27 protein-coding genes are annotated in these 24,770 nt (G+C 59.8%); 18 read left to right on the top strand and 9 right to left on the bottom strand.

Annotated features, from left to right (window positions below; genetic code table 11):
- Positions 1-185 precede the first annotated feature (185 nt).
- The 9 genes from QZ498_RS15190 to QZ498_RS15150 all read left to right on the top strand — a co-directional run bounded on the left by QZ498_RS15190 (position 186) and on the right by QZ498_RS15150 (position 10,957).
- Positions 186-584, top strand: a complete 399-nt coding sequence (locus QZ498_RS15190) for a DUF6524 family protein (RefSeq protein WP_294623745.1) — start codon at positions 186-188, stop codon at positions 582-584.
- Positions 585-753: 169 nt separating this feature from the next.
- The gene (locus QZ498_RS15185) at positions 754-1,611 is read left to right on the top strand and encodes a sensor domain-containing diguanylate cyclase (protein WP_294623743.1); all 858 of its coding nucleotides are present in this window, start codon (positions 754-756) and stop codon (positions 1,609-1,611) included.
- A gap of 116 nt (positions 1,612-1,727) precedes the next feature.
- Positions 1,728-2,099, top strand: a complete 372-nt coding sequence (secG, locus tag QZ498_RS15180; RefSeq protein WP_294623741.1) for a preprotein translocase subunit SecG — start codon at positions 1,728-1,730, stop codon at positions 2,097-2,099.
- Between the two features lie 161 nt (positions 2,100-2,260).
- Positions 2,261-3,904: a CTP synthase gene (locus QZ498_RS15175; protein WP_294623739.1), complete on the top strand. Its 1,644-nt coding sequence runs from the start codon at positions 2,261-2,263 to the stop codon at positions 3,902-3,904.
- 174 nt (positions 3,905-4,078) lie between these two features.
- Positions 4,079-4,987 (top strand): hypothetical protein, encoded by a 909-nt coding sequence (locus QZ498_RS15170; RefSeq protein WP_294623737.1) that lies wholly within the window; start codon positions 4,079-4,081, stop codon positions 4,985-4,987.
- A 518-nt stretch (positions 4,988-5,505) separates the two neighbouring features.
- Positions 5,506-6,888, top strand: a complete 1,383-nt coding sequence (locus QZ498_RS15165) for a helix-turn-helix domain-containing protein (protein ID WP_294623735.1) — start codon at positions 5,506-5,508, stop codon at positions 6,886-6,888.
- 534 nt (positions 6,889-7,422) lie between these two features.
- Positions 7,423-8,235, top strand: a complete 813-nt coding sequence (locus QZ498_RS15160; RefSeq protein WP_294623733.1) for a TIGR00282 family metallophosphoesterase — start codon at positions 7,423-7,425, stop codon at positions 8,233-8,235.
- Positions 8,232-9,179, top strand: coding sequence for a DMT family transporter (locus QZ498_RS15155; protein WP_294623731.1), 948 nt, complete (start codon positions 8,232-8,234; stop codon positions 9,177-9,179). The genes QZ498_RS15160 and QZ498_RS15155 overlap by 4 nt, the downstream gene beginning before the upstream one ends.
- Positions 9,179-10,957 (top strand): SLC13 family permease, encoded by a 1,779-nt coding sequence (locus tag QZ498_RS15150; RefSeq protein WP_294623729.1) that lies wholly within the window; start codon positions 9,179-9,181, stop codon positions 10,955-10,957. Before QZ498_RS15155 ends, QZ498_RS15150 begins: the two co-directional genes overlap by 1 nt.
- On the opposite strand, the gene QZ498_RS15145 is transcribed toward QZ498_RS15150, so the two are convergent.
- From QZ498_RS15145 to QZ498_RS15110, 8 genes are all read right to left on the bottom strand, one after another.
- Positions 10,954-11,898: a lysophospholipid acyltransferase family protein gene (locus QZ498_RS15145; protein ID WP_294623727.1), complete on the bottom strand. Its 945-nt coding sequence runs from the start codon at positions 11,896-11,898 to the stop codon at positions 10,954-10,956. The genes QZ498_RS15150 and QZ498_RS15145 overlap by 4 nt on opposite strands.
- Before the next feature lie 64 nt (positions 11,899-11,962).
- On the bottom strand, positions 11,963-12,589 hold the full coding sequence (gene nthA, locus QZ498_RS15140; protein WP_294623725.1) for a nitrile hydratase subunit alpha: 627 nt from the start codon (positions 12,587-12,589) through the stop codon (positions 11,963-11,965).
- Between the two features lie 4 nt (positions 12,590-12,593).
- Positions 12,594-12,857, bottom strand: coding sequence for an SH3-like domain-containing protein (locus QZ498_RS15135; protein WP_294623723.1), 264 nt, complete (start codon positions 12,855-12,857; stop codon positions 12,594-12,596).
- A complete protein-coding gene (locus QZ498_RS15130; protein ID WP_294623720.1) occupies positions 12,850-13,188 on the bottom strand; it encodes an SH3-like domain-containing protein in 339 nt (112 codons plus the stop codon). The genes QZ498_RS15135 and QZ498_RS15130 overlap by 8 nt, the downstream gene beginning before the upstream one ends.
- A gap of 41 nt (positions 13,189-13,229) precedes the next feature.
- On the bottom strand, positions 13,230-13,730 hold the full coding sequence (locus QZ498_RS15125) for a CIA30 family protein (protein ID WP_294623718.1): 501 nt from the start codon (positions 13,728-13,730) through the stop codon (positions 13,230-13,232).
- A gap of 174 nt (positions 13,731-13,904) precedes the next feature.
- Positions 13,905-14,963, bottom strand: a complete 1,059-nt coding sequence (locus QZ498_RS15120; protein WP_294623716.1) for a FliG C-terminal domain-containing protein — start codon at positions 14,961-14,963, stop codon at positions 13,905-13,907.
- A 203-nt stretch (positions 14,964-15,166) separates the two neighbouring features.
- The gene (locus QZ498_RS15115; RefSeq protein WP_294623714.1) at positions 15,167-15,325 is read right to left on the bottom strand and encodes an adenylosuccinate lyase; all 159 of its coding nucleotides are present in this window, start codon (positions 15,323-15,325) and stop codon (positions 15,167-15,169) included.
- 91 nt (positions 15,326-15,416) lie between these two features.
- Positions 15,417-16,154 (bottom strand): FadR/GntR family transcriptional regulator, encoded by a 738-nt coding sequence (locus QZ498_RS15110; RefSeq protein WP_294623712.1) that lies wholly within the window; start codon positions 16,152-16,154, stop codon positions 15,417-15,419.
- A 94-nt stretch (positions 16,155-16,248) separates the two neighbouring features.
- Here QZ498_RS15110 and QZ498_RS15105 point away from each other — a divergent pair, with 94 nt between their 5' ends.
- From QZ498_RS15105 to acuI, 5 genes are all read left to right on the top strand, one after another.
- Positions 16,249-17,010 carry a DUF2182 domain-containing protein gene (locus QZ498_RS15105; RefSeq protein ID WP_294623710.1) on the top strand — a complete coding sequence of 254 codons (762 nt, stop codon included), beginning with the start codon at positions 16,249-16,251 and terminating at the stop codon, positions 17,008-17,010.
- Positions 17,011-17,043: 33 nt separating this feature from the next.
- Complete coding sequence (locus QZ498_RS15100) at positions 17,044-17,703, top strand: DUF1326 domain-containing protein (protein WP_294623708.1); 660 nt, start codon at positions 17,044-17,046, stop codon at positions 17,701-17,703.
- Positions 17,703-18,221: a DinB family protein gene (locus tag QZ498_RS15095; protein ID WP_294623706.1), complete on the top strand. Its 519-nt coding sequence runs from the start codon at positions 17,703-17,705 to the stop codon at positions 18,219-18,221. The genes QZ498_RS15100 and QZ498_RS15095 overlap by 1 nt, the downstream gene beginning before the upstream one ends.
- The gene (locus QZ498_RS15090) at positions 18,218-19,330 is read left to right on the top strand and encodes a dimethylsulfoniopropionate demethylase (RefSeq protein WP_294623704.1); all 1,113 of its coding nucleotides are present in this window, start codon (positions 18,218-18,220) and stop codon (positions 19,328-19,330) included. Before QZ498_RS15095 ends, QZ498_RS15090 begins: the two co-directional genes overlap by 4 nt.
- Positions 19,331-19,440: 110 nt before the next feature.
- A complete protein-coding gene (acuI, locus tag QZ498_RS15085; protein ID WP_294623702.1) occupies positions 19,441-20,430 on the top strand; it encodes an acryloyl-CoA reductase in 990 nt (329 codons plus the stop codon).
- Here acuI and QZ498_RS15080 read toward each other — a convergent pair.
- Positions 20,427-21,863, bottom strand: coding sequence for a DUF2235 domain-containing protein (locus QZ498_RS15080; RefSeq protein ID WP_294623700.1), 1,437 nt, complete (start codon positions 21,861-21,863; stop codon positions 20,427-20,429). The genes acuI and QZ498_RS15080 overlap by 4 nt on opposite strands.
- 267 nt (positions 21,864-22,130) lie before the next feature.
- Between QZ498_RS15080 and QZ498_RS15075 the strand changes: the two genes are divergently transcribed.
- The 4 genes from QZ498_RS15075 to mraW all read left to right on the top strand — a co-directional run.
- Entirely contained in the window at positions 22,131-22,547 is a 417-nt protein-coding gene (locus QZ498_RS15075; protein ID WP_294623698.1) for a universal stress protein, read from the top strand.
- A gap of 90 nt (positions 22,548-22,637) precedes the next feature.
- Positions 22,638-23,156 (top strand): N-acetyltransferase, encoded by a 519-nt coding sequence (locus QZ498_RS15070; protein ID WP_294623696.1) that lies wholly within the window; start codon positions 22,638-22,640, stop codon positions 23,154-23,156.
- Between the two features lie 672 nt (positions 23,157-23,828).
- A complete protein-coding gene (gene mraZ, locus QZ498_RS15065) occupies positions 23,829-24,332 on the top strand; it encodes a division/cell wall cluster transcriptional repressor MraZ (protein WP_294623694.1) in 504 nt (167 codons plus the stop codon).
- Positions 24,333-24,335: 3 nt separating this feature from the next.
- Positions 24,336-24,770 (top strand): 16S rRNA (cytosine(1402)-N(4))-methyltransferase (gene mraW / locus QZ498_RS15060; protein WP_294623692.1); only part of this gene is annotated, 435 nt, incomplete at its 3' end.

Here is a 24,770-nt window from a genome sequence, read left to right as displayed (position 1 = left end):
GGCGCCCACGACGACGACGTTTGCCATGATGATCCTCTTGCATGATGCTGCGGGTCAAAACCCGGCACCGTATAGCGAATGCAGCAGGTGGGGGAAACCGCAAACTCGCCCCTGCGGCAAGCTGGACAAGCGGGTGGCTTTGGGCGATGCAAAGCCTTGGGTTTTGTTTGACGCGGAGGCACGCGATGCTTGGGTTTATCTTGCGCTGGGCGGTGGGTTTTGGCCTTCTGGCCGCCACCTTCAACCCTACCGACTGGAACTACACCCGCTGGGCGCAAGCGAATTTCTCGGATCAAATGCCGCTGGCGGTGCTTTTGGGGCTGCTGCTGGCGGTGGGCTATATCATCTACCTGCGTGCCACGCTGCGCTCCATTGGCGCTTTCGGTATGGGGCTGGTGCTGGCCGTGGCGGCGGCGCTTTTGTGGGTGCTGTATGACTACGGGCTTTTGACTTTCGAAAACCCGACGCAGAACACATGGATCGGGCTGGCCGCGCTGTCGCTTGTACTGGGTATCGGCCTGTCATGGTCGCATGTCCGCCGACGCCTGTCGGGGCAGGCGGATATGGACGACGTTGATGAATAGCCTTGCTTTGCTGACGGCCATGGCTGTTGCCTTGGGCTTGCGGGCAATTCCAACCTGACATGGGTGCCCCCGCCGCATAGCGCCCCCCGGCCCGGTCGTTAACCATTTTTTAAGACTTATTGAGCAATCCTTACCAATGCCGCCCGCGCCGTCTTTAGGGCCGTTGAGTATGAACCAGGTATTACATGACGATATGAAAGATGGGCAGGCCCGCGCGCTTGTTGGCCTTGAGGGCCAGTTCCTCAGCGTCAACAATGCGCTGTCTGGCTTTCTGGGGTTCACGCCCGAAAACCTGCGGCGCATGCGCTTTCAACACATCACCCATGCCGATGACCTGCTGCGCGACGAGGCCCGTCTTGAAGGGTTGTTCGCGCGCGGCATGGGCAGCTATTCCATGCTCAAACGCTACTGGCACGCCGACGGGCACCCTCTTTGGGCCGAACTGGGCGTGCGCTTGGTCCTTGATCGCCAAGGCAAGCCGTCGCATTTCATCTCCGATATCCGCCCCATGCAGATTGACGAAGATACCCTGACCACGCTGCATCGGCAGGCTTACCAAGACCCGCTGACCGACATCGCTAACCGCAGCGCCTTTGACGAGCATCTGAACGCCTGCCTGCGCCGCTATCACCGCAAGGGCGAAGGATTTGCCCTGGTTTTCCTCGATTTGGACGGCTTCAAACAGATCAACGATGATCGCGGCCATGCCGTGGGGGATGCCCTTTTGGTGCAAGTGGCCCAGCGGCTGACGGCGGCCCGTGGGCCGCATGACCTTCTGGCCCGGATCGGCGGGGATGAATTCGCCCTTATCCTGCGCGCCCCCAAGGACGCCCTTGTGGTCCAGCAAACCATGGCGGCCCTGCGCCAGTGCTTTGCCGCCCCCTTCCTCTTGCCCGACGGCCCATTGACCCAAGTGGCCAGCCTTGGCTGTGCCTTGTGTCCGCGCGACGGGCAGGGGCGTCAGGCGCTGCTATCTTGCGCCGATTCCCGGATGTACCAAGACAAGCGCCGGCGCTTTACCCAGTAGGGCGGCGACGGCGGTCTGCGGCGCGTTGTCCGCTGATCGCGATTGCCGGGTTGCGGGGCGCGCGCGAATTGCCTAAGTAGCCCCTTGATGCAACCCGCTCGACAAAGGCCGCTTACATGGAAAACGTCGTCCTGATCATTCACCTTCTTCTGGCCCTCGCCCTGATTGGCGTGGTGCTTTTGCAGCGCTCCGAAGGTGGTGGCCTTGGCATGGGTGGCGGTGGCGGCGGTGGCGGCGCCATGGCGGGCCGCTCGGCGGCCACCGCACTGGGCAAGCTCACATGGATCTTGGCCATTGCCTTCATCGCGACCTCGATGACGCTCACCATCATCGCGGCACAAAAATCCTCCGGGTCTTCGGTGTTGGACCGCATCACCGATGCGCCGGCCCCGGCGTCCGAAGCGGCCCCGGCCTTGCCTGACGCGGGCGAAGGTCTCCTGCCGCCCTCGTCGGATGATACGGCCCCACTGACGCCCACCGCCGACTAACCACAATGCCTTGAGGGCAATTCTTTAACCGCAACAGCATCTTGCGGTTGGCTTGCGCATGGCGCGCGAATCCTTTATATCTTGAGTCCCGTGATGCTGCGGCCAAAAAAGGCCGGTTCGGGCTCATGTCACGCTCAATTTCACGGGGGGATGCCAGGCGCATGGCACGTTATATCTTTATCACCGGCGGCGTTGTTTCATCCCTCGGCAAAGGCCTTGCCTCGGCCGCCCTTGGTGCGCTCCTGCAAGCGCGCGGTTTCTCGGTCCGCCTGCGCAAACTCGACCCCTATCTCAACGTCGATCCCGGCACCATGTCGCCCTTTGAACATGGTGAGGTCTTCGTCACCGACGATGGCGCCGAAACCGACCTTGACCTTGGCCACTACGAACGCTTCACCGGCGTCCCCGCCCGAATGACCGACTCGGTCAGCTCCGGCCGCATCTATTCCGACGTTCTGGAAAAAGAACGCCGCGGCGATTACCTTGGCAAAACGATCCAAGTGGTCCCCCACGTCACCAATCAGATCAAGGAGTTCCTGGCCATCGGCGAGGATGAGGTCGATTTCATGCTTTGCGAAATCGGCGGCACCGTGGGCGACATCGAGGGCCTGCCCTTCTTCGAGGCGATCCGACAGTTCAGCCATGACCGCCCGCGCGGCCAATGCATCTTCATGCACCTGACCCTGCTGCCCTATCTGGCCGCCAGCGGTGAGCTGAAAACCAAACCCACCCAACACTCGGTCAAGGAACTCCAATCCATCGGCATCGCCCCCGATATCCTCGTCTGCCGCTCCGAACAGCCGATCCCGGAAAAGGAACGCGAGAAAATCGCGCTCTTCTGCAACGTCCGCAAAGAAGCCGTCACCGCCGCCTATGACCTCGGCTCGATCTACGAGGCCCCGCTCGCCTATCACCGCGAAGGGCTGGATCAGGCGGTGCTCGATGCCTTCAACATCTCCCCCGCGCCCAAGCCCGACCTCACCGTTTGGCAAGACGTCTATGACCGTATCCACAACACCGACGGCGAGGTAAAAATCGCCATCGTCGGCAAATACACCCAGCTTGAGGATGCCTATAAGTCGATCAAGGAGGCGCTGACTCACGGCGGCATGGCCAACCGCGCCAAGGTCCGCGTCGAATGGGTCGATGCCGAGATTTTCGATAAAGAAGACCCCGCGCCGCATCTTGAAGGTTTCCACGCCATCCTCGTGCCCGGCGGCTTCGGCGAACGCGGCACCGAAGGCAAGATCAAGGCCGCCCAATTCGCCCGTGAGCGTAAGATTCCCTACCTTGGCATCTGCCTCGGCATGCAAATGGCGGTGATCGAAGCGGCCCGCAATCTCGCCGGGCTCAAGGATGCAGGCTCCGAAGAGTTTGACCATGAATCCGGGAAAAAGCGTTTTACCCCGGTGGTTTACCACCTGAAAGAGTGGGTGCAGGGCAACGAGAAGGTCAAGCGCAAGGTCTCGGATGACAAAGGCGGCACCATGCGCCTAGGGGCCTATGACGCGACGCTCAAGGAAGGCTCCCGCGTGGCGCAGGTTTACGGCACCACCGCAATCGACGAACGCCACCGCCACCGCTACGAGGTGGACGTGACCTATCGCGAAAAGCTGGAGGAGGTGGGCCTCACCTTCTCGGGCATGTCCCCCGATGGCCGCTTGCCGGAAATCGTCGAATGGTCCGATCACCCGTGGTTCATCGGCGTGCAGTTCCACCCCGAACTCAAATCCAAACCCTTCGACCCGCATCCCCTGTTTGCCGATTTCGTGCGCGCGGCGCTGGAGACCTCGCGGCTGGTCTAGGGGCAGGGGCGAGACACCTCATCAGATGAGCTAGCAACGACAAATAACTTTTTTCGCAAAGCCCTCCCACACCTTATAGTTGCAACACCCTGTGTCTTTCCAATAGATATCTTCAGGGCGGTCTCGCCGCCCTATGTGAAAGTGCCCTAACGGGGCAAAACAAAAGGGCACGATATGCGGCGTAGGGTTTTGCTTGTTGGCTGCGTGATGGTTATCGGCATACTCTGGATGCTCTGGCCCTTGCACGATCCGAACCCACAGCTCCATCCCCCCATCAGACACCCAGATGGGACAACGGAATATCGCCTGATCAACTCTGGCCAAGACCGAAAGGATGGCACTTCCGATGATCAGCACTGGGTTCTGCGCCTTCCGGCGGGCCTTTGGTTTCACACCATGGATGAGGACCGGACCGAACAGCAGAAGAAAGACAATCCCGACTACCCTTATAATACACAGTTCTCATTCATCGTCGGGCTTCCGGAGTTCGAGTTCGTCCAAGACCCCTATGAAGGATCACTGACCGACAATCTGAGGGTCTCCGTCGCCTCCCGCATCCTCCGCTATGGCACGGGAAAGTTCGAAGGCCGCGCCGATCTTACCTTTTCATCGCAGCATGATTTGAAGGCGAATTTCAACTGCCGAAAAGCCGCCGAGATTGGCCCCGGTGTGTTCCGTTTGCGCAAACCAACGGATGCCGAGGTGCGTCAGATGGGCGAGACCTATGGCACCGACCCCCACCGCCCCCCAAGCAAGTATTTCTTCCCTCCCAAATGCGGCTCGGTGGACCTTTATGGGAACCCACGCGACCTTTATGCAGTCTATGACCACACAAACAGGCCAATTGGCCACGGTCGCTGTTCAGCTTCGAAACAATCGGCGCCCTCCAAGTGCACCTTTTGGTTCTGGATGCGGTTTGACAAGGAATTGCAATTCAGCCTCAGCGCCGTACATGTGCCGCAGCTTCAGTCAATTTACACCCAAGTGACCGACCTGCTTTTGACCGCGACAGATACCGCCAAATCCAGAAACCTCGTCGGCGCGCATCGCCATTCAACGGCCGGTCGCACCTCCTCTCCATAGGTTTGGGCCCGCCTCGCTGTGTCGCGCAACACGCCCCAAGCCGCGCATACCGTCGAACCACCCCGTAGGGTGCGCATTCACTGCGCACCACGCCCCAAGCCGCGCCCACTGACCGGCAGGCGATTGTTGCAATCGCCGAGAGGTGGGCCGCGGTACGGCGATCCCACGCGTGGTCTATGGCACTTTGTCCAAGAAGCTGGCGCGTCACCTCCAACTTAAGCACCCATCCCAATCGTCACCTCAAGTGTGACGCCCCAAGCCGCGCCTCGACGGGCCGCGGTACGGCGATGCAACCCGTGGTCTATAGAACTTTATCCCAACCACTGGCGCGTAACCTCAAATCGACGCACCCAGCCCAACCCAATCGCCGTGCCGGGGGGCGGCCCGGCGATGCGCGGCGGCGCTCCGCGCCTTGATTCCGCGCGGGGGTCTTAAAGAGGTATCGGTGATTGCAGAAATTGTGAACACGTTTAGATTGAAGCCTAAGTCACTTGAGCCCAAAGAGGTCAAACATCTGGATGGAAGAATATACACCCTTTCTGCAAAAACAGTTCCCTGAACTTTGCACCCGTGATCTCGAAAATCTTAGAACAGTCAATGAAGGTTGGTACGTTGAGTATAAGAGTGAAGTGAGCAATCCAAAGACCATTGCAAAGTCTGTCTCTTCTTTTGCTAATACTTATGGTGGTTGGGTTTTTTACGGAGTTCACGAAAAGGGCAATGGTGACAATTCAGCTGGCCAGTTCGTTGGAATTCCAAAGAGCGAGATGGATGCTGCTCTTCAGAAAATTAGACAAAGTGTTGCCAGCAATCTCAATCCAATACCTCACTTTGAAACTAAAGTTTTTTCCGGGCCAGCGGAAGGCATCAATCTACCCGAGGACAGGGTAGTAATCTGTATACGTGTTCCAATCAGTTATCTTGCCCCTCATATTCATTCCAATGGATGCATCTACAGACGGGTTGCTGATAGTTCAGAGCCGAAGCCAGAGTCTGATCGGCATCAGCTAGATGTTTTGTGGCGACGTAGAGAAAAAATTGATAGCGAATATGCAGACTGGATTAAGCGGGCACCTGAAAGAACAAGGGGCGAGGCTGAGAGACCTTACTTAAGACTGCTCCTCGACGCAGACATTTGCCAGCTGGAAGAAGATTTTTGGCAGCTTTCGGTTAATGATGTGATGGGCGTATTTAATGATAGTAATAACGGTCTTGGTATCCCAGTTGACTCTTGTTACCCTTCTCATCGCGGTATCGTTGCACGTCAGACCAGTAGTCTTACGAACCATGCTGATTTCGGTCTAACGTGGATAATCGGTAAAGGTTTGCGCAGCGAGGTTTGGATTCCTTTAAACGTCCACGCCACAAACGGGAAAGAGCCATTCGTTCAAGAATTCGCTAAATATCAAAATACAGATTTTTTCTATGAACTCCTCGAAACATCTAAAGTGACTGATGGAAAAATCGTTGACCTGAACCAATTGTTCCAAATTTTGGTCGCTGTTCTTAATCAATTTGATCGCTTGCTCGACAAAAATGGAACATCAAAGCGACGCATTCACGGGAAGATTATCTTAAGTGGAATTTGGCACCTAGCGCCATTTATTGATGCGGAGATCATTTTAACAAGAATGAAGTTCTACGGTTTGCCGCTTTGCTTGAACGCTGAAGGAGCGGTTCCTGAAGGCTTTGGCGCAGATAGTTTTTACGAGTTCGTGCTTGGCGAGCAAACTGAAAATCCGTCCGAACGCAGTGTCATTCCAAGTGTGCATTTGATGGACTTGGTTTGTCAGGCATTTGGGGTCCAAACTTTCCTTGGGTCCACAAAAGATGAAATAAATCAAGTTACACATCAATTGTTGGACGCGGCCAACAGAGTAAAGCAAGTGAATGACCGCTGAATATATGAGGTCTGACACCGCTTAGAACCTCTTTCCTTTCACAGCGTTGCCATGGTCTCTTTTCAAGTCTTGGGACCTTTGGGATCTGCTAGGGCATCGTCATTTCCCCATTATCAAGGATGCCGAATTTGCACCTTTATTCGTGTTGCAATCGTTCGTCTCAAGTCAGCTTAAGAACACACGGTTCAAGCTGCCGCTTCGTCCTCTCGCAAACCACACCCCTCCCAAAATCCACCTCACCCATCCCCACACCACCAACCCTCCCACAAACCCGTTAACACCACCTTGCGCCACCGGTCGCCCCCCCAACGGCGCGGCCTTCTGTACAGTCTGTACATCCCGCCTCGGCCACCCCCGGATTTCTGTACAAAACCCACGTACAGACTGTGCAATCCGTACAATTTTCGTACGACTCGTACGAAGGCGCCGCCGGATCCGCCGAGTTTCGTACGAAAACCGGGGGTTCGTCGTACGACTCGTACGGAAATCCCATTGCATCTTGCCCTCGGCCCCCTGCGCCCCTAACAACAATTCATGAGACTTTTATTTCTAGGCGATGTCGTGGGCCGCGCGGGCCGTCGTGCGATTACAGAAAACCTCGCAACCCTGCGAAAAGACTGGCGTTTGGACTTTGTCGTGGTCAATGGCGAGAACGCCTCGGGCGGCATGGGCCTCACCGGCGCGCATGCCAAGGGCTTCTTCGAGGCGGGCGCCGATGTGGTCACCCTTGGCGATCACGCCTTTGACCAAAAGGACATGTTGCAATCCATCGAGTCCGAACCGCGCTTGGTCCGGCCCCTGAATTACGCCAAGGAGGCTCCGGGCCGTGGCGCGCGGGTGTTCTCGGACGCGCGGGGGCGAAAAGTGCTTGTAACTCAAGTGCTTGGGCAGGTTTTCATGAAGCGCTGTTTTGACGATCCCTTCTCGGCCATGGACGCGGTTTTGCGTGCTCACCCCTTGGGCGGCGCGGTACAAGCCAGCCTTGTCGACGTCCACTGCGAAGCCACCAGCGAGAAGATGGCCATGGGCCATTTCTGCGATGGCCGCGCCAGTGTGGTGGTCGGCACCCATACCCACGTGCCCACCTGCGATGCGCAAATCCTGCCTGGCGGCACTGCGTACCTCACCGATGCGGGGATGTGCGGAGATTACAACTCGATCATCGGAATGGAGCGCGCCGAACCCATGCGCCGCTTTATCACCGGCATGGCCAAAGGCCGTTTTCAACCCGCCATGGGCGATGTCACCCTGTCGGGGCTGTTCGTTGAAACCGATGACCGCAGCGGCAAGGCCACCACGGTCAAGATGATCCGCCAAGGCGGACGGCTTGAGGCGGCAAGCCCGTGACAGGGCGGCTGGCGCTTATCGGCGTTTTGCTGCTGGTCGGCGCGGGCTGGGGCCTGACCACGCCCTTGTCGAAAATCGCGGTCAGTGAAGGCTATCGGCAGTTTGGTCTGATTTTCTGGCAACTTCTTGTTTCTGCTGTCCTTTTGCAGGGCATTGCTTGGATGCGGGGCATGGCGCTACCAAGAACCGCGCCACAATGGCGGCTGTGCCTGATCGTCGCCCTGTTGGGCACGATCCTGCCGGGGGCGGCCTCCTACACGGCGGCGGTATACCTGCCGGGTGGTATCCTTGCGATCCTGTTGTCCACCGTGCCGCTCATGGCCTTTCCCATTGCCGTCCTGCTTGGCACAGACCGTTTTGACTGGGTGCGGTGTCTTGGCCTCGGTTTCGGCCTTCTCTGTGTTATCCTGATCGCCGCACCTAAAACCAGCCTGCCGGATGCCGCGCTTGCTGCATTCATCCCTGTGGCCCTGATCGCGCCGTTTTTCTACGCGGTCGAGGGCAATGTGGTCGCCCGATGGGGGACCTTCGGAATGGACCCGATCCAAATCCTTGCAGCAGCCTCTCTTCTGGGGGTGCCGATTTCCCTGATCCTCGCGCTGGCGCTTGGCCAATGGATTGACCCGCGTGGCCCTTGGGGGGCACCGGACTGGGCCTTGCTCATTTCGGCGGTGATCCATGCCGTGGTTTATACCAGCTATGTCTGGTTGATCGGACAGGGGGGCGCGGTCTTCGCCGCGCAGGTGGCTTATCTGGTCACGGGATTTGGCGTGGCTTGGTCCATTTGGCTTTTGCAGGAACGCTACCCGCCTACGGTTTGGGCGGCTTTGGGGGCAATGTTGTTCGGCATATTCTTGGTACAGCCCCGGCGGCCAATGCCGCTTGCCCCTATCCCAGCCTTGGGCAACAATGACGCAGAAGACCAAAGTAACGAGCAGACGTGATGCAATTTCTGGAGCTTTCACAAACCGGTCAGGCGGTGATTACGTTACTTGTGGTCTTGGGCATGTTTATCTTGTTCATCCGCGAGGTCTACCCGACCGAAGTTGTGGCGATTTCCGGCGCGGCCGTCCTGCTGGCGCTTGGGGTTTTACCCTATGAAGCAGCGCTCAATGTGCTCTCCAACCCGGCCCCCTGGACAATTGCGGGGCTGTTCATTGTCATGGGCGCGCTTGTACGCACCGGAGCCCTGGATGCCTTTACCACGCTGGCCGACCAACAGGCGAAGGTGAACCCTAGGGTTGCGATTGCGATGCTGATGGGGTTTGTCGTCATCGGTTCGGCCTTCATGAACAATACGCCCGTGGTTGTGGTGATGATCCCGGTTTTCGTGCAATTGGCGCGCACACTTGGCATCACCGCCAGCAAATTACTGATCCCGTTGAGCTATGGCGCGATCTTGGGGGGAACGCTCACGCTGATCGGAACATCCACGAACCTGCTTGTGGATGGCGTGGCGCGATCTAAGGGGTTGGAGCCTTTCACGATTTTCGAGGTGACACCGCTTGCTGTGGTGCTTGTCGCGTGGGGCATGATTTATCTATACTTTATCGCACCTTATCTTCTTCCGGACCGCGAGAGCATGGCAGACATGCTGTCGGATCGCTCGAAAATGAAATTCTTCACCGAGGCGGTGATCCCACCGGAATCCAACCTCATCGGGCGCGAGGTAACAGGCGTTCAATTGTTTAAACGCGATGGCGTGCGCCTGATCGACGTGGTGCGCGGCGATACCTCGCTGCGGCGCAATCTCAAGGGGGTGACCCTTCAGGTCGGTGATCGGGTCGTGCTGCGGACGCAGATGACCGAACTGCTCAGCCTGCAACGCAACAAAAGCCTGAAGCGTGTTGACCAGGTCTCAGCGGTCGAAACGACGACGGTTGAAGTGCTGATTACCCCAGGCTGCAAAATGGTGGCCAAATCGCTTGGTCAATTGCGCCTCCGGCGGCGCTATGGCGTCTATCCGCTGGCCGTGCACCGCCGGAACCAGAATATCGGCCGGCAGTTGGACGATCTTGTCGTGCGGGTCGGAGACACCCTGCTGTTGGAGGGCGCGCCCGAAGATATCCAACGCCTGTCCCGTGACATGGATCTTGTCGATGTCTCTCAGCCTTCGGCGCGGGCGTTCCGGCGCGGACATGCCCCATTGGCGCTGGCGTCTTTGGCTGGGATCGTGATCCTGGCGGCCCTCGGCGTGGCCCCGATCCTGGCCTTGGCGGTGATCGCTGTCGCGGCTGTCTTGATAACCCGCTGTATCGACGCCGACGAGGCGTTTTCCTTCATCGAAGGGAGATTGCTGGCGCTGATTTTCGCAATGCTGGCGGTGGGAGCGGCGCTTGAGGCCTCGGGAGCGGTGCGCCTTATCGTGGGTTGGATCGCGCCGGTCTTGATGCTCTTGCCGGGGGTCTTGGTGATCTGGACCATGTATCTTCTGACCTCGGTTTTGACCGAACTGGTCAGCAACAACGCCGTAGCGGTTGTCGTGACGCCGATTGCCATCGGTTTGGCCGATGCCATGGGAATCGACGCGCGCCCCTTGGTGGTCGCGGTCATGGTGGCCGCAAGCGCCAGCTTTGCCACGCCGATCGGCTACCAGACAAACACCTTGGTCTATGGCCCTGGGGGCTACCGTTTCACCGATTTCATGAAGGTGGGTATCCCGCTCAACCTTAGCGTCGGGCTCTTGGCCAGTGCCATTATTCCCTTGATCTGGCCGCTTTAATCCTCGGTTGTGCCTTCAAGCACGGCCAAATGACGCGCGCCCCGGTCGGCCAATGGGCCGATGCCATCCTTCCATCGGCGGTGTATCCAGAACCATTGTCCCATATGCTGCCGGATCATCGCCTCCAGCCGCGCGTTGAATTCACGCGTCATGGTGGCAGCATCGGTCGCGGGAATTTCATCTTCCACGATGATCCGAAAATCCAGACCATTGGCCTCGCGAATGGCCCAGACTGGTACCAGCGGCGTGTTGTATTTCAAGGCCATTTCCGCCGTGGCAAGCGAGGTGAGGGCAGGCTTCCCGAAAAATTCGAGCGGCACACCGTCATGGGCGTTGAGATCGGTCAGGATACCGACACTGCCACCGGAGCGCAGGCGCTTGACCATTTGCAGCATTCCGCGGCGGCCTTGTTCATAGAGGGGTTCGCTGATCCGGGCCATGGCCTCGACGTAATGCGCGTTGAACGGGCGGTTGACCATCGGCCGATAGAAGACCCCCATGGGAAAGCCCATTTCGATCATTGCCACGCGGGTCGCGTTGATCGACCCGAAATGCCCTGTGACAAACAGGATTGGCCGGCCTTCAGCACGGGCCTTTTCGATCAACGGCAGGCCTGGGCCTTCGACAGGCGTCTGGCGCACGTGTTCGCGGAATTCCGGGCTGTAAAGCTCCATCATGTTGCGGCCTGCGTTGTTGGTGACCTCAAGGCTCAGGCGCTTTGCCTGCTGTTTGTCGATCTCGGGGCAGGCATAGGCCAGGTTCTGACGCACACGCTTGTTGTATCCGGCCAGTGGCGCAAGAACACGCGAGGTCAGCCAGCCCGCCGCAGGAATGCGCCAGCGATAGGGCAAGGCACGCGACAGCCGGATCGGTGCATATAGCGCCGCGCCGGTCAGGCGTTCGCGCAGCGGGATGCGCTCGGTCTGGCTTGGGTCGCTCATTGAGGGCCTAGGATTGCTTGCTTTGGAGGTGACATACGCCGCGTGGGGGCGGCGTACAAGCCTGTCAGGGCTGCTTGGGCAGGCCGGTTCCGATCATCGAGTCGCGGGTGACAAGCGCGGCAAGATCGGCCTCGCTTAGGTTGTCGGTGCCGTCGGGGCGCGCAGGCAGCACGATATAGCGCATGTCGGCGGTGCTGTCGTGAACTCGAATTTGTGTTTCTTTGGAGAGAGATAGGCCAAATTCTTCAAGCACTTTGCGCGGCTCGCGAACAGCGCGCGAACGATAGGCGCGGGTCTTGTACCAATCGGGCGGCAGGCCAAGCAGGTTGCGCGGGTAGCAAGAGCATAAAGTACAGACGATAAGATTATGAATTTCCTTGGTATTTTCGACTGCGATGAGGTGTAGTGGCCCGATGTCAAATCCCATTTCGCGGCTGGCGGCAGAGGCATCCTGCAAAAGCCGCGCCTTGAAGTCCGGATCAACCCAAGCCCGGGCCACCACGGCGGCGCCGTTGGCGGGACTACGGGCATCCATCGTCTCTATCTGCGCGGTGATCTGGGCCGGGGTCAGGACGCCCTTTTCGACAAGCAATTCACGAACGGCGATTTCCATTGTTTGCCAATAGGTTAGCGGGTGATCATCATCCTTGCGATAGGGGTGGCCCGAGGGGCTGAGGTGATCATGTGGCATGTCGTTACAGCCTTTCCAGCCAGTGTGCGTAAATCTCGGCGTCCAAGGTATCGGTTGGGCATTCGGCCTGATCGCCCCAAACCTCACCCATGGTAAAGCGCACGCGGTAGAGCGGTTTTTCATCTGCGGGCAGGCCATAGGCCAGTTGTTCTGGGTTCTTGAAGCGGCCAAGCGTGCGTTCGATCACCCCTTCTTTTCCGCGCAAATAGGTAGGGGTCCGCACATGCCCCGGTGGCATCATCGTCTTGACGCGTACCCGGTCAGCCATCCTGCGCCTCGCCGTAGGTGGGGCCACGGCGGGCGACCTCCTCCATTCGTGCGCCAAGCTCTTCTATGCTGTAGGTGCCTGATTCCAATAGGTTTTGGTTGATGGCCGCGATCCAGCGTTCGTAGTAGCTCATGGTTTCAAACGCCTCTTCGCCCATGTCCTCGAGCGCGCGGCGCAACCCATCGACGGTGAACAGCCCCGTGTTGCCGCAGAGCACCATGAGGGCATCGACGCGCTTTTCCCAAAGCGCGAAATCGTGATCATCCTGGCACACCGGGCCGGCGGGGGTGCCGCCCATGTCGTGCCAGCGTTTTCCATTGGGGTAAGTCATGCGGAAAGACTAGGCGGGAAGGTCAGGGCCTGTCCAGAGGGTCAGGGATAAAGCCGCAAATCAGCCACCGCGACATCAGCGGTAAATGCCTTTCCGATTGCCACAATTCCTATTCTTCTCAATGATTTGAGGTCCAAAGGTGATGTAATTCTATGGGCCTCGAAATCCTTAAAGGGCAGTTTAAGGGTGGTCCAGTCTGACGGCGCGGTGAAGCTGGCGCGGTAGGATTGCCAAGGCCGGGTGACATCCGCGGTGCGCAGGTGGATGTTGTAAACCTCGCCATTGCCCAAGACATCGAGTTCAAGGCCGGTATAGCCGCTGGCATCCATGCCTTGGCCTTCACCAAGATCCCGCGCCATTTGCAAAAAACCACCGTTATTCTCGGTACTTACAAGGCCGGTCAGGCGCAGGGCCATGCGCCCGCGCAGCGCCTCATGCGCCAGTGTTCCATCCGATACGCCGCCCATCACCTGATCCGAGACCATCTCCCAATCGCTGTGTGTTTCTGAGAAATCGTCAAGCGTTAGGGGGCTATTGGTCATGGGCTAGGCCTTTCGCGGATTTTCGTACGAGTCGTACGAAGAGATGGCGGTTTTCGTACGAAAATCCAGCCATATGCCACGGTCATCGTACGACTCGTACGATCCAAGCAGTGTTCGCAGGTTAGGCGTGCCGCTTATCAGGCCTTGCGGCCTTCTTCGCGATGCGATCCGAATTCAGGATTCTTCGTCCTCATCGGGGGTGATCAATGTGATCTCACCGGCGGCTTCCAACTGTCGGATGGCGTTGACCACTTGGGTCATCGCCTCTTCCCCGTCGCGGGGTTTGACGGCGCCCAGTTCGCCCATCTCCTCGCGCAGGGCTTCGGCCATGCGTTTCGACATGTTGTCGAGGATGAAATCGGCCGCCGGGGCGAGATCGCCAGCCGAGGCCGAGGCCAAGGCGGTGACCAGCACCGCCTGATCCACCTCGCGGGCGAGTTTGGGAACATCCACCGGGTTCACCCGGTCGGGGATATGTACGAAGGTGAAAATTGCCTTGCGCACCAGCCGCGCGAAGTCCTCGTCGGTTTCTTCAAGACCGGTCAGAACCTCGTCACGGGTGGCGGCCGGGGAGTAGTTGAGGATTTCTCCCACCCGTTGCACCGGCCCGTCGGCAAAGGCCGTATCGGGCACGTCGTGCAGTTGCGCGGCCAAGGCAAGGCCGATGCGATCGACGGCGTCGGGGGTGACCGCCTCGGTTTGTGACACGGCATAGGTGATGCGGCGCGCGGTGTCGCCGGGCAGTTTGCCGAGTAGTTCGGCGGCGCGGGCGACATCGAGCTTGGACAGCATGACCGCCGCAATCTCGGTGCTTTCGCGTTGCAGGATGGTCAAAAGGTCTTCGGGCTTGGCGGTGCGTACCTGTTCCCACGGGTCGCCGAATTGGCGCACGCCGGCCTCTTTCTTCAGGCGGGCGGCGGTTTGCGGGCTGATCCGCCCATCGAGCGCCGAAAGCGCCCCAGCCACGCCATTGGGAAAGGTCAGGCCCATGGCCTCAAGCTCACCTGCGAACTCGCCGACCACCTCCGCCAGTGTGTTGCGATCGACGTATCGCATCGACCCCATCTGCGTGGTCAGTGATTCCTGTAGGGGTTCCGGTAATTCGGTAAGCGGCACATCGGCACCTTCACTCAGCAGGAAGCGCACGATAATGGCAGCCTTCTGACGGCGCGTCAGGCGCGCCGCGCTGTGCGAGGGCGGCGAAAGCCGGGCGATTTGCGTCTGTTCGGTCATCCCATCCCCTTGCTGGCGGTATTAAGCGCAGCATAGGCGGGGAAGGGTGAAGAAATGTCTAAACCCGGCCCGAAAGCCGGGTTCGGAATTTAAAGCGTCCTGCCTTTAACCTGACACATCACATAGAGGCAGGGCGCGTGCAACATTCATATGTTGTACTGCGTTCGGCCCAAAGCTGTGATTCAGGTTTTGGGTCGAACGCTTTAGCTTGTGGTTTGCGGCACGCAGCTATGGCTGTCGGCGTCATAGGTCATGCCTTCGCCGCAGGACATGGCGTGTTCTTTGTCTGCGCACATGGCAAAAGCGCCAGCGGCGGAGGCCATGGTCAGGGCGGCGGCGGTGAGAATCGTTTTGAAGGTCATCCCGTCTCTCCTGTTGGTTAACCCTAAGGAAAGTAGCACGACTTTCACTTATTTCCAAAAACCAAACCGACGGCAGATGCAGGTGATTGAATTAGTCGCCTGATTTTTGCGCACGCGCGGCCATGACATCGCGGCCAAGGTGCAGGGTGTAGGCCTCAAGCGCGTGCAGGGCATGATCGGCCTTGGCGGCATCTTGCGCCTCGACCGCGTCGGTCAGGCGGCTGTGGATGCCGACGATTTCCTCGCGCGAGCGGGCGGTGAAGGTGATCATGTTCATCAAGGGTTGCATCGCCTCGACAGCACCTGCCAATTGGTAGCTGAGTACCGGATTGTGGGCGGCATCGACAAGCGCGCGGTGCAGCGCCACGTCGGAGGCGCAGAACGACTCGTCGCTGAGCCCCGGTTGCGATTGCCGGTGAGTCTCTGCGCGCATGGTGGCCAGATGATCGGGGTTGCGCCGTTCGCAGGCCATCGGCGCGCAGGCGCGTTCAAGCGCATATCGCGCCTCGCAGGCGGTCTCGAAGCTGACGGCGTTCATCGACAGAAGAAGGGTGGAGGTGGTGATATGCTGGCCGTAGGCTTCCTCATAAGACAGGCGGCGCACGAAGGCCCCGCCGGAGGCCCCGCGCTGCGTGCGAATGAGCGATTGGGCGGCCAGCCGTTTCAGCGCCTCGCGCACGGTCGAGCGGGAGACATCGAATTGATCCGACAGTTCAGCCTCGGAAGGCAGACGTTCATCGACGATCATATCGCCGTTGATGATCGCATCGCGGATGGATTTGGCGATTTGCGCCGAGAGGTCGGCCTTGGGGTCTGTGTCGATTTTCATGGTTATGTTTTAATTGTCGGACAATTGGCTTGCAAGGGGGCATTAAATGTCTGACAATTGCGCAAACGGGGCGAGTCGCATCAGGGAGGGCGGCATGATTGCAGCGCGGATCAGACGCATGACCGGGTGGCATTGGCTGTCGCTTTTTGGCGCGATCCTGCTGGCGTGGGGGCTGCTCTATGCCATGGCCTTGCCCGAGGAGCTGCGCGCGGCGGGGCGGATTTACGGCGCTGATTTTCTGGCAAGCCTCTGCACCGTCACCCCGGATGCCGCAGGCTTTGCACGGATCACCTTGATGTGGGCGCTGATGTCGGCGGCGATGATGGCGCCCACGGCGCTGCCCGCCTTCGCCACCTATGATGAGCTGTCACACACCGGCCAGACGCGCTTTGGCGCTTTGGTGGGCGGGTACATGGCGATTTGGCTGGGGTTTTCGGTTTTTGCGGCGGCGCTGCAGATGGGGTTTTATCAAGCCGGGCTTGTCAGTGCCTTCGGCGATAGCCGTTCGGGGCTTTTGTCGGCGGGGTTGCTGGCCATGGCGGGTCTTTACCAGTTCAGCGAGATGAAAGAGGCCTGCCTGTCCAAGTGCCGCGCACCGCTGACATTTTTCATGCAGCACTGGGAGGAAGGGCCTTGGCGCAATGGCCTTCGCTTGGGCGCGGTTTGCCTTGGCTGTTGCTGGGCGCTGATGCTGTTGGCCTTCGTCGGCGGTGTGATGAACATCGCCTTCATGGGGCTGGCGACGGTGATCATGGTGATCGAAAAACTGCCCGATCTGGGCCGGTGGCTGACGCGGCCCTTGGGCTATGCGCTTTTGGCCGGGGCAGGGGCGATGGCGCTGGGCGCTGTGACTTGAGACAAGAGAAGACGACAAGAAAGGGAGGCTGACATGGCCGAAGGAACACAAACATTGGAAAAGGGCGAGGCGCAGCCGGTGGGCACCGTGCCTTGGGGGATCAAGGGTGAGTTGATCCTCAACTGTAACTGCACGGTCTTTTGCCCCTGCGTTGTCAGCCTTGGCAAGCACCCGCCGACGGAAGGCTATTGTCAGGCGTGGTCGGGCATCCGGATTGACGAGGGGCATTATGGCGACGCGGACCTTTCGGGGCTGAACGTGGGGCTATTCCTTGAAATCCCTGGCAACATGGGGCGCGGCAACTGGAAAGCGGCGGCCTTTATCGACGAACGCAGCGATGACGCGCAATACGAAGCGCTGGTCAATATCTTCAGCGGCGCCGCACGCGGCACCACGGGCCTGTTCGGCATGCTGGTCAGCGAGTTTCTGGGCGCAGAACGCGCGCCGGTGGTCTTTGAGACCGAAGGCAAGGAGCGCCGCCTGATGGTGGGCAAGAAGATCCAGGGCGCCGTTGTGCCGGTGGAAGGCAAGAACGGCGAGGATATCGTTGTGACCAACACCGAATACTGGATGGGGCCGGATATCACCGTGGCCACGGCCACCCAAGGCCGGGTGCGTGCCTTTGGCCGGGTCTGGGATTTCGACGGGCGCAGCGCGGAGATCTGCCAGATCGATTGGAAAGGCCCCCGCTGATGGTGATCGAGCCGGGCTATGTGCGGATGATGGCGCGCTATAACGCGTGGCAGAACCGGCAATTGTCCGAAAGCCTGGACGGCGTGCCGCTGGATGTGCTGCGCGCCGATCACGGGGCTTTTTTCGGTTCGGTCCTTGGCACACTCAACCATATCCTTTGGGCGGATCGTTTGTGGATGAGCCGCTTTGCGCCTGACCTGCAAGCCGCACCCGAGGGCGGGATCGAGGCCAGCACAGAGCTGTGCCCCACCTTCGGCGTCTGGGATGCAGAGCGGTTTGCCTGCGATGGCCTGATCACGCGCTGGGCCAAGCGGCTGCACGCGGTCGATCTGACCGGGGAATTGCGGTTCCATTCGGCCAGCTTGGGGCGGGAGGCGACAAGCCCGGTGGCGCGTTGCGTCACCCATTTCTTCAACCACCAAACCCATCATCGCGGGCAGGTGCACGCGATGCTCACGAAATCCAAGATCGAGGCGCCGGTAAGCGACCTGTTTCTCATGCCGGAGGATGACGCATGAACGCACCTTTCCTGTCCCTGTCGCGCCGGTTGCGGCGCACGCCCTTTTCCGAAGGTGTGGAGGCGGCGGGCGTCAAGGCCTATACGGTCTATAACCACATGCTTTTGCCCACGGTCTTCCGCAGCGTCGAGGAGGATTATCACCACCTCAAAGAGGCGGTGCAGGTCTGGGATGTCTCCTGTGAGCGGCAGGTGGAACTGCGCGGGCCCGATGCTGCCCGCCTGATGCAGATGATGACCCCGCGCGATTTGCGCGGCATGACGCCGGGGCAGTGTTTTTATGTGCCGATCGTCGATGAAACCGGGGGCATGCTGAACGATCCGGTGGCGGTGAAACTGGCCGAGGATCGTTGGTGGATTTCCATTGCCGACAGTGACCTTCTGTATTGGGTGCGGGCCACGGCGCATGGTTGGCGGCTGGACGTGCTGGTGGATGAGCCAGACGTGAGCCCCTTGGCGGTGCAGGGCCCCAAATCCGACGCCCTGATGGCGCGGGTCTTTGGCGATGCGGTGAATGACGTCCGCTTTTTCCGCTTTGGCCATTTCGATTTTCAGGGCCGGGATATGGTTGTGGCGCGCTCGGGCTATTCCAAGCAGGGGGGCTTCGAGATTTACGTTGAGGGCGGCGACATCGGCATGGACCTGTGGAACGCCCTGATGGAGGCGGGCCGCGATCTGGATGTGCATGCGGGCTGTCCCAATCTGATCGAGCGGATCGAGGGCGGGTTGCTGTCTTATGGCAACGACATGACCGACGACAACACCCCGCATGAATGCGGGCTGGGCCGGTTCTGCAACACGCATACTGCGATTGGTTGTGTCGGGCGTGATGCCTTGCTGCGGGTGGCCAAGGAAGGCCCGGTGCAGCAAATCCGCGCGCTGGAGATCGAGGGTGACGCGGTGCCGGTTTGCAATGACTGGTGGCCGGTTCTGTCGGAAAAGGGCCGCAAGGTGGGGCGGGTGAGTTCCGCCGCATGGAGCCCGGATCACAAGACCAATGTGGCCATCGGCATGGTCAAACTGACCCATTGGGACGAGGGCGACGAAGTGGAGGTCGTCACCCCGGATGGGCCGCGCAAGGCCATCGTACACGAAACATTCTGGGCCTGATCACGGGCCGCAGGTGGTGGGAGCGAGGGGCCAGCCCCTCGCGCTCCCCGGGATATTTGGAAACAGAAGAAGACAGGGGGCTGGTCCTGTCGGTTGAGAAGGAGAGCGATATGTTCAAGGCGTTGGTCGTCGAGAAGGACGAGGAGAGCGGCAAGACATCTGCCGCTGTGACGGAGATTTCCGAAAACGATTTGCCCGAGGGCGAGGTTTTGGTGGCGGTGGACTATTCCACGGTGAACTACAAGGATGGCCTGTGCATCGGGCCGGGGGGCGGTTTGGTGCGCAACTATCCGCATGTGCCGGGGATTGATTTTGCAGGGACCGTCGAGGCCAGTGACGATGACCGCTACAAGCCCGGCGACAAGGTCGTGTTGACCGGTTGGCGCGTGGGCGAGAACCGCTGGGGCGGTTATGCGCAGAAGGCGCGGGTGCCCGCCGATTTCCTTGTGCCACTGCCCGAAGGCCTGGACACCCGGCAGGCCATGGCCGTGGGCACCGCAGGCTTTACCGCAATGCTGGCGGTGATGGCGCTGGAAGATCAGGGGATCAAGGAAGGCCCCATTTTGGTCACCGGGGCCGCTGGTGGCGTGGGCTCGGTCGCGACGGCGATCTTGGCCAATCTGGGCCATGAGGTGGCCGCCGTGACAGGGCGCCCCGAGCAGGAAGAGTACCTGCGCGGTTTGGGGGCCACCGAGATCGTGGCGCGGGATGAGCTGACCGAGGTGACCAAGAAGCCGCTGGAGGCCGAACGCTGGGGTGGCTGTGTGGATGCGGTGGCAGGCGCGATGCTGGGCCGGGTCCTGAAGCAGATGCGCTATGGCGGGTCGGTGGCGGCCATCGGCCTTGCCGGGGGTGCGGCCATCGAGGGCGCGCTCATTACGCCATTTATCCTGCGTGGTGTGAACCTTTTGGGCATCGACAGCGTGATGCAACCCCATGACAACCGCCTTCGCGCGTGGGAGCGGATCGCCAAGGACCTGCCGATGGACAAGCTGGAGGCCATGGTGCAGCCTGCGAGCCTTTCGGACCTTCCGGGGCTGGGCCGTGACATCCTCAAAGGTCAGGTCAAGGGCCGGGTCGTGGTGGATGTGAACGCCTAATCGGGTTTCCAGATCTTGAGGGGCGGGCAGTTTTCTGTCTGCCCCGGCAGGGCTTTGATGCATTCCCACAGGTTTTGTTTGGTTTGTTCCAGAACATTGGGCGGCTTGCCCGAGGGGTTGCGGCGCAGATTGGGGGAGATCACCGCATCGGCCTTGGCGCGGGCCACGGCGCTGGGGTGGATTTGGAAGTGGGTGACCGCGCTGCCGCAGTGGCTTCCGGGGGTGTCTTGCGCGCATGTCTCAAGGTAGCCCGCGATGTTGCGCAGGTTGCGGAAGAAGATCAGTTGAAACCCGCGGTTCATCCGCTCGGTATCATGCACGATATCCAGGTGATGCTGATAGACTTTGGCCCCTTTGGGGTAGATCGGGTTGCCCCCGACGCCGGCGTCTTTAGTCTCTTGCAGCATCCAGTTGAGCGAGACACCGCCAAGCGCGCCCTGTGCATAGCTGCCCCCGACATCGCCATGGGCACCTGCGAACCAGACCTCATCGACTTTGTCGAAGTGATGTTCGCGCGGGTTGTCACAATCGCGCGTCATGCGGTTTCGGGTCATCAGCACGGGGGTATAGGTGGTTGCCCGGGTGTCATCGAGGGACACGGCGTGCAGCACTTTTTTCATGTTGCAGATTTGATCGGAGTAGCGCGGATTGACGAAATTCGCGTCATCCTTGCCGTTGGAGAGGCCCAGAACCTCGACCGTGTCCCAGAGGCCGACCACGTCAAAGGAAACTTGGGAATGATGCGCGCGGAGTGGCACGTTCCAGCGTTCGCGCACCTGTGCCGTCGCGGCCCGGCGCATGCAGATATCAATCAGGCGTTGGTCTTGGGTGCCACAGGCGCTTTGGCGCAGGTGGCCGGGCGGGAACTTGTAGGCGGTGAACATGGCCGAGAGGAATTCGCGCCTTTGGCGGGTGAGGTCGGGATCATAGCCGCCCTTGGGTTGGTCGAACTGCGACAGGTCCAGAAGGCCCACGCTGTGCACGAAGCCCGCCAGGGCACGGGCGGCAAAGGCCCCGCGCGAATAGCCGTAGAGGTGGAGCTTGTCGGTGCCCGGTTCAAAATGATCCGACAGAAACCCATAGGCGGATTCAACATCCTTGCGAAAGCCGAGGCCCGTGGCCAGCCCCAGAGGGCCGGTGCGGTCGGCGCCCACGCCCGAGGTATAAAAGACCGAGAGGTCGCGGCGGTTTTGCAAAGTCACCAACTGATGCAAGCGGCCCACGTTGGTGACGCTGTTGAGATCATTGCCGGTGCCATCCAGCATCAGAACGACAGTTTTCGGGCCAATGCTATCGGGGGGCGTGGCAGATTGCGGCGCGGGGTCGTTGGCCGGGGTGAAGCTGCGCGTGACACCGCCTCCACAGGCCGCAAGCAGGCACAGCGCAAAGATGGGTATCAGTCGTGGCACCGCTCGGAGGGACAAAAAGGACATGGGCATATGGGCTGTGACATAATGAAAACAGACAATCAAAGCAGCTTTGCACGCCGCGCGTATCATGCGCAATGGGTAGGGGCATGTCGCGCGCTGTGTGAAAAGCGGCGCGGTTGATTGATTTCCGGGGCAAGGCCGCGTTACCGTGGATTCAACGGGGCATCCTGTGGAACCGCCGCAGACCCCCGGGAACGGGCGCCCGCGGGTGCGGTCCGAGGCAATGGGCCGATGCAGGGAAAAGCGGCGCGCGCAACAGGAGGGAACAGAATGTTCAAGACGATCATGACGCCGGTTGATTTGCGCCATCTGGATGATCTGGAGCATGCGCTCCAGGTCAGCGCCGATTTGGCCAAGCACTATGGCGCTCAGGTGCATTACGTGGGCGTGACCTCGCCCTCGCCCAGCAGTTTGGGCCATACCCCCGAGGAATATGGCCAGAAGCTGAAGGCTTTTGCCGATGAGCAGGGTAGCAAGCATGGCATAAATGCCACGGCGGATGCGGTTGTCAGCCACGATCCGGCTACCGATGTGGACGATGCCCTGATGAAGGCGATCGGCGACACCGGGGCTGATCTGGTGGTGATGCAAAGCCATATGCCCAACCTGATGGATTACGTCTGGCCGTCGAATGGCGGCAAGATCGCCGAGCATGCGAAATGCTCGGTCATGGTCGTCCGCGGCTAACGCGTGAAACACCGATGCGCGCGTGTGCGTCTTGTTCGCGACCGCGCATCGGTCTAGTATCCGACCTCGGCAGGGCACCGGGGGAGCCAAGTGAGCAGCACGACAGGGGTGGAAATCCGTTCTGCACGGCCAGAGGACGCCGAGGCGCTCTGGCCTATTCTGCGCGAAGTGATCCGCGCGGGTGATACCTATGCCATTGATCCCGGCATGACCCGGGACCGAGCGCTTGAGATGTGGATGGAGATTCCGCGCGCCTGTTACGTGGCCGAAGCCGATGGCCAGATCATTGGCACCTATTATATCAAGACCAATCACGCGGGCGGCGGCGCGCATGTCTGCAACTGCGGCTACATGGTGGCCCCGTCGGCGCGCGGGCAGGGGGTTGCCCGTGCGATGTGCGCCCATAGTCAGGATGAGGCCATGAAGCTGGGCTATCTGGCGATGCAGTACAACCTTGTGGTCGAGACCAACGCCGGGGCGATCGCCCTGTGGGAGCAGATGGGCTTTGAGACGGTTGGCCGGATGCCGGGCGCGTTCAACCACCCCGAGGAGGGGCTGGTCGAGGCGCGGGTGATGTATAAGTGGCTGTCGGACGGGCAGGGCGGCTGAATTATCCAGAATTTTGGGACGGCATGGGACGTGGCATGGGAAACCATGGGACGCACCCTTGGGAATGCATGGGATAGGGTGCCCAATCGGCTGCCCACTGCGCGCTTTGTGACGAATCATTGCTTGATTCACTGGGTGTTTTCGTGATTCACCGGCGCAAGACCTGTGAATTTTCAAAGATATTTGGGCAAGGTTCCAAAAAATCCGGGAAATCGTGGGAAATTTTTGAGCCAATATGGGCGCACTATATGTTGTGTTTAAATATAGAGCTTCCGCTAGGTTCTGCGTCAAATTTGCAGTTCTGACCACATCATCTTGTTTTCAGAGGGGGTTTCAAACAAAGTGTTGTGCCTATTTCCCTCAAAAAGTTATTGATTTCCATAAATTCCCATGGCATCCCTATTACCACGATGAGGACGGGAACAAAGGGGCGCTAAAAAGACCCCGAAACAAAATCCCCAAAGTCAGGTTTCATACAGGCACCCGCTTTCATCGAAACAAAGAGATCCGGCGCGCGGGCGAGCAGACATCCCCCCAGGTGGCGCGCGCAGCTGGACTACCCGCTAGGCGGGACGAGGGCGGCGGATTGGGCAGTGGCAGCAGCTCAATCCGTCGTTTCGTTTAAAGCCCGGTGAATTCCCACCGGCACCAACAAAAAGGGCGGACGGGACAGTGGTTCGCAGGTTCAGAGGCGAGAGCCACCACAAGGTGGACACGAAGGGCAGGGTTTCGATCCCGGCCTCTTTTCGCCGTGTGCTCGAATCCTCCGATCCAAACTGGACCCCCGGCGACGCGCCCGAGCTGGTGATCGTCTATGGCGATCACCGCCGCAATTACCTTGAATGTTACACCATGGAAGCGATCGAAGAGGTCGACAACAAGATCGACGCTTTGCCGCGCGGCTCCATGGAACGTAAGATGCTGCAACGGCTGTTTCATGGCCAGAGCTACCCCACCAATGTCGATGAAACCGGGCGGCTGGTGCTGCCTGCCAAGCTGCGTCAGAAGATCGACCTTGAGGGCGAGGCGTTTTTTATCGCCGCGGGCGATACCTTCCAGATCTGGAAGCCCGAGACCTATGAGGCCGAAGAGCTGGCCAAGACCGAAGAGTGGCTGGACGAACTGCCCGAAGATTTCGACCCATTGGTCTTCCTGGACGGGGCGAAAGGGGAGTGACGGATGGCTGCCGCTGCCAAAGCCCCCGAAACTGACCCGCATATCCCGGTTTTGCTGCGCCCCTTGTTGCAGGCTGTCGCGCCTGTGTCGGGCGTTTGGATTGACGGAACGCTTGGCGCGGGCGGCTATACCCGTGGCTTGCTTGAGGCCGGGGCGGAGCGCGTTATCGGGATTGATCGGGATCCGCTGGCCTTGCAAATGGCCGAAAATTGGGGTGCTGAATACGGCAATCGCCTGACGCTGGTGCGCGATACCTTTTCCAACATGGATGACCATGCCGAGGGCGTGGAGGGCGTGGTGCTTGATCTGGGTGTCTCCTCGATGCAGTTGGATCAGGCCGAGCGCGGATTTTCCTTTATGAAAGACGGCCCGCTCGACATGCGGATGAGCCAGGAGGGCCCAACGGCCGCCGATCTGGTGAATGACACGCCCGAGGAT

The sequence above is a fragment of the uncultured Roseovarius sp. genome, assembly GCF_913057115.1.
Taxonomy (GTDB): domain Bacteria; phylum Pseudomonadota; class Alphaproteobacteria; order Rhodobacterales; family Rhodobacteraceae; genus Roseovarius.
Note: the sequence above shows the minus strand (reverse complement) of the source record. Positions and strands in the feature narration are given on the sequence as shown.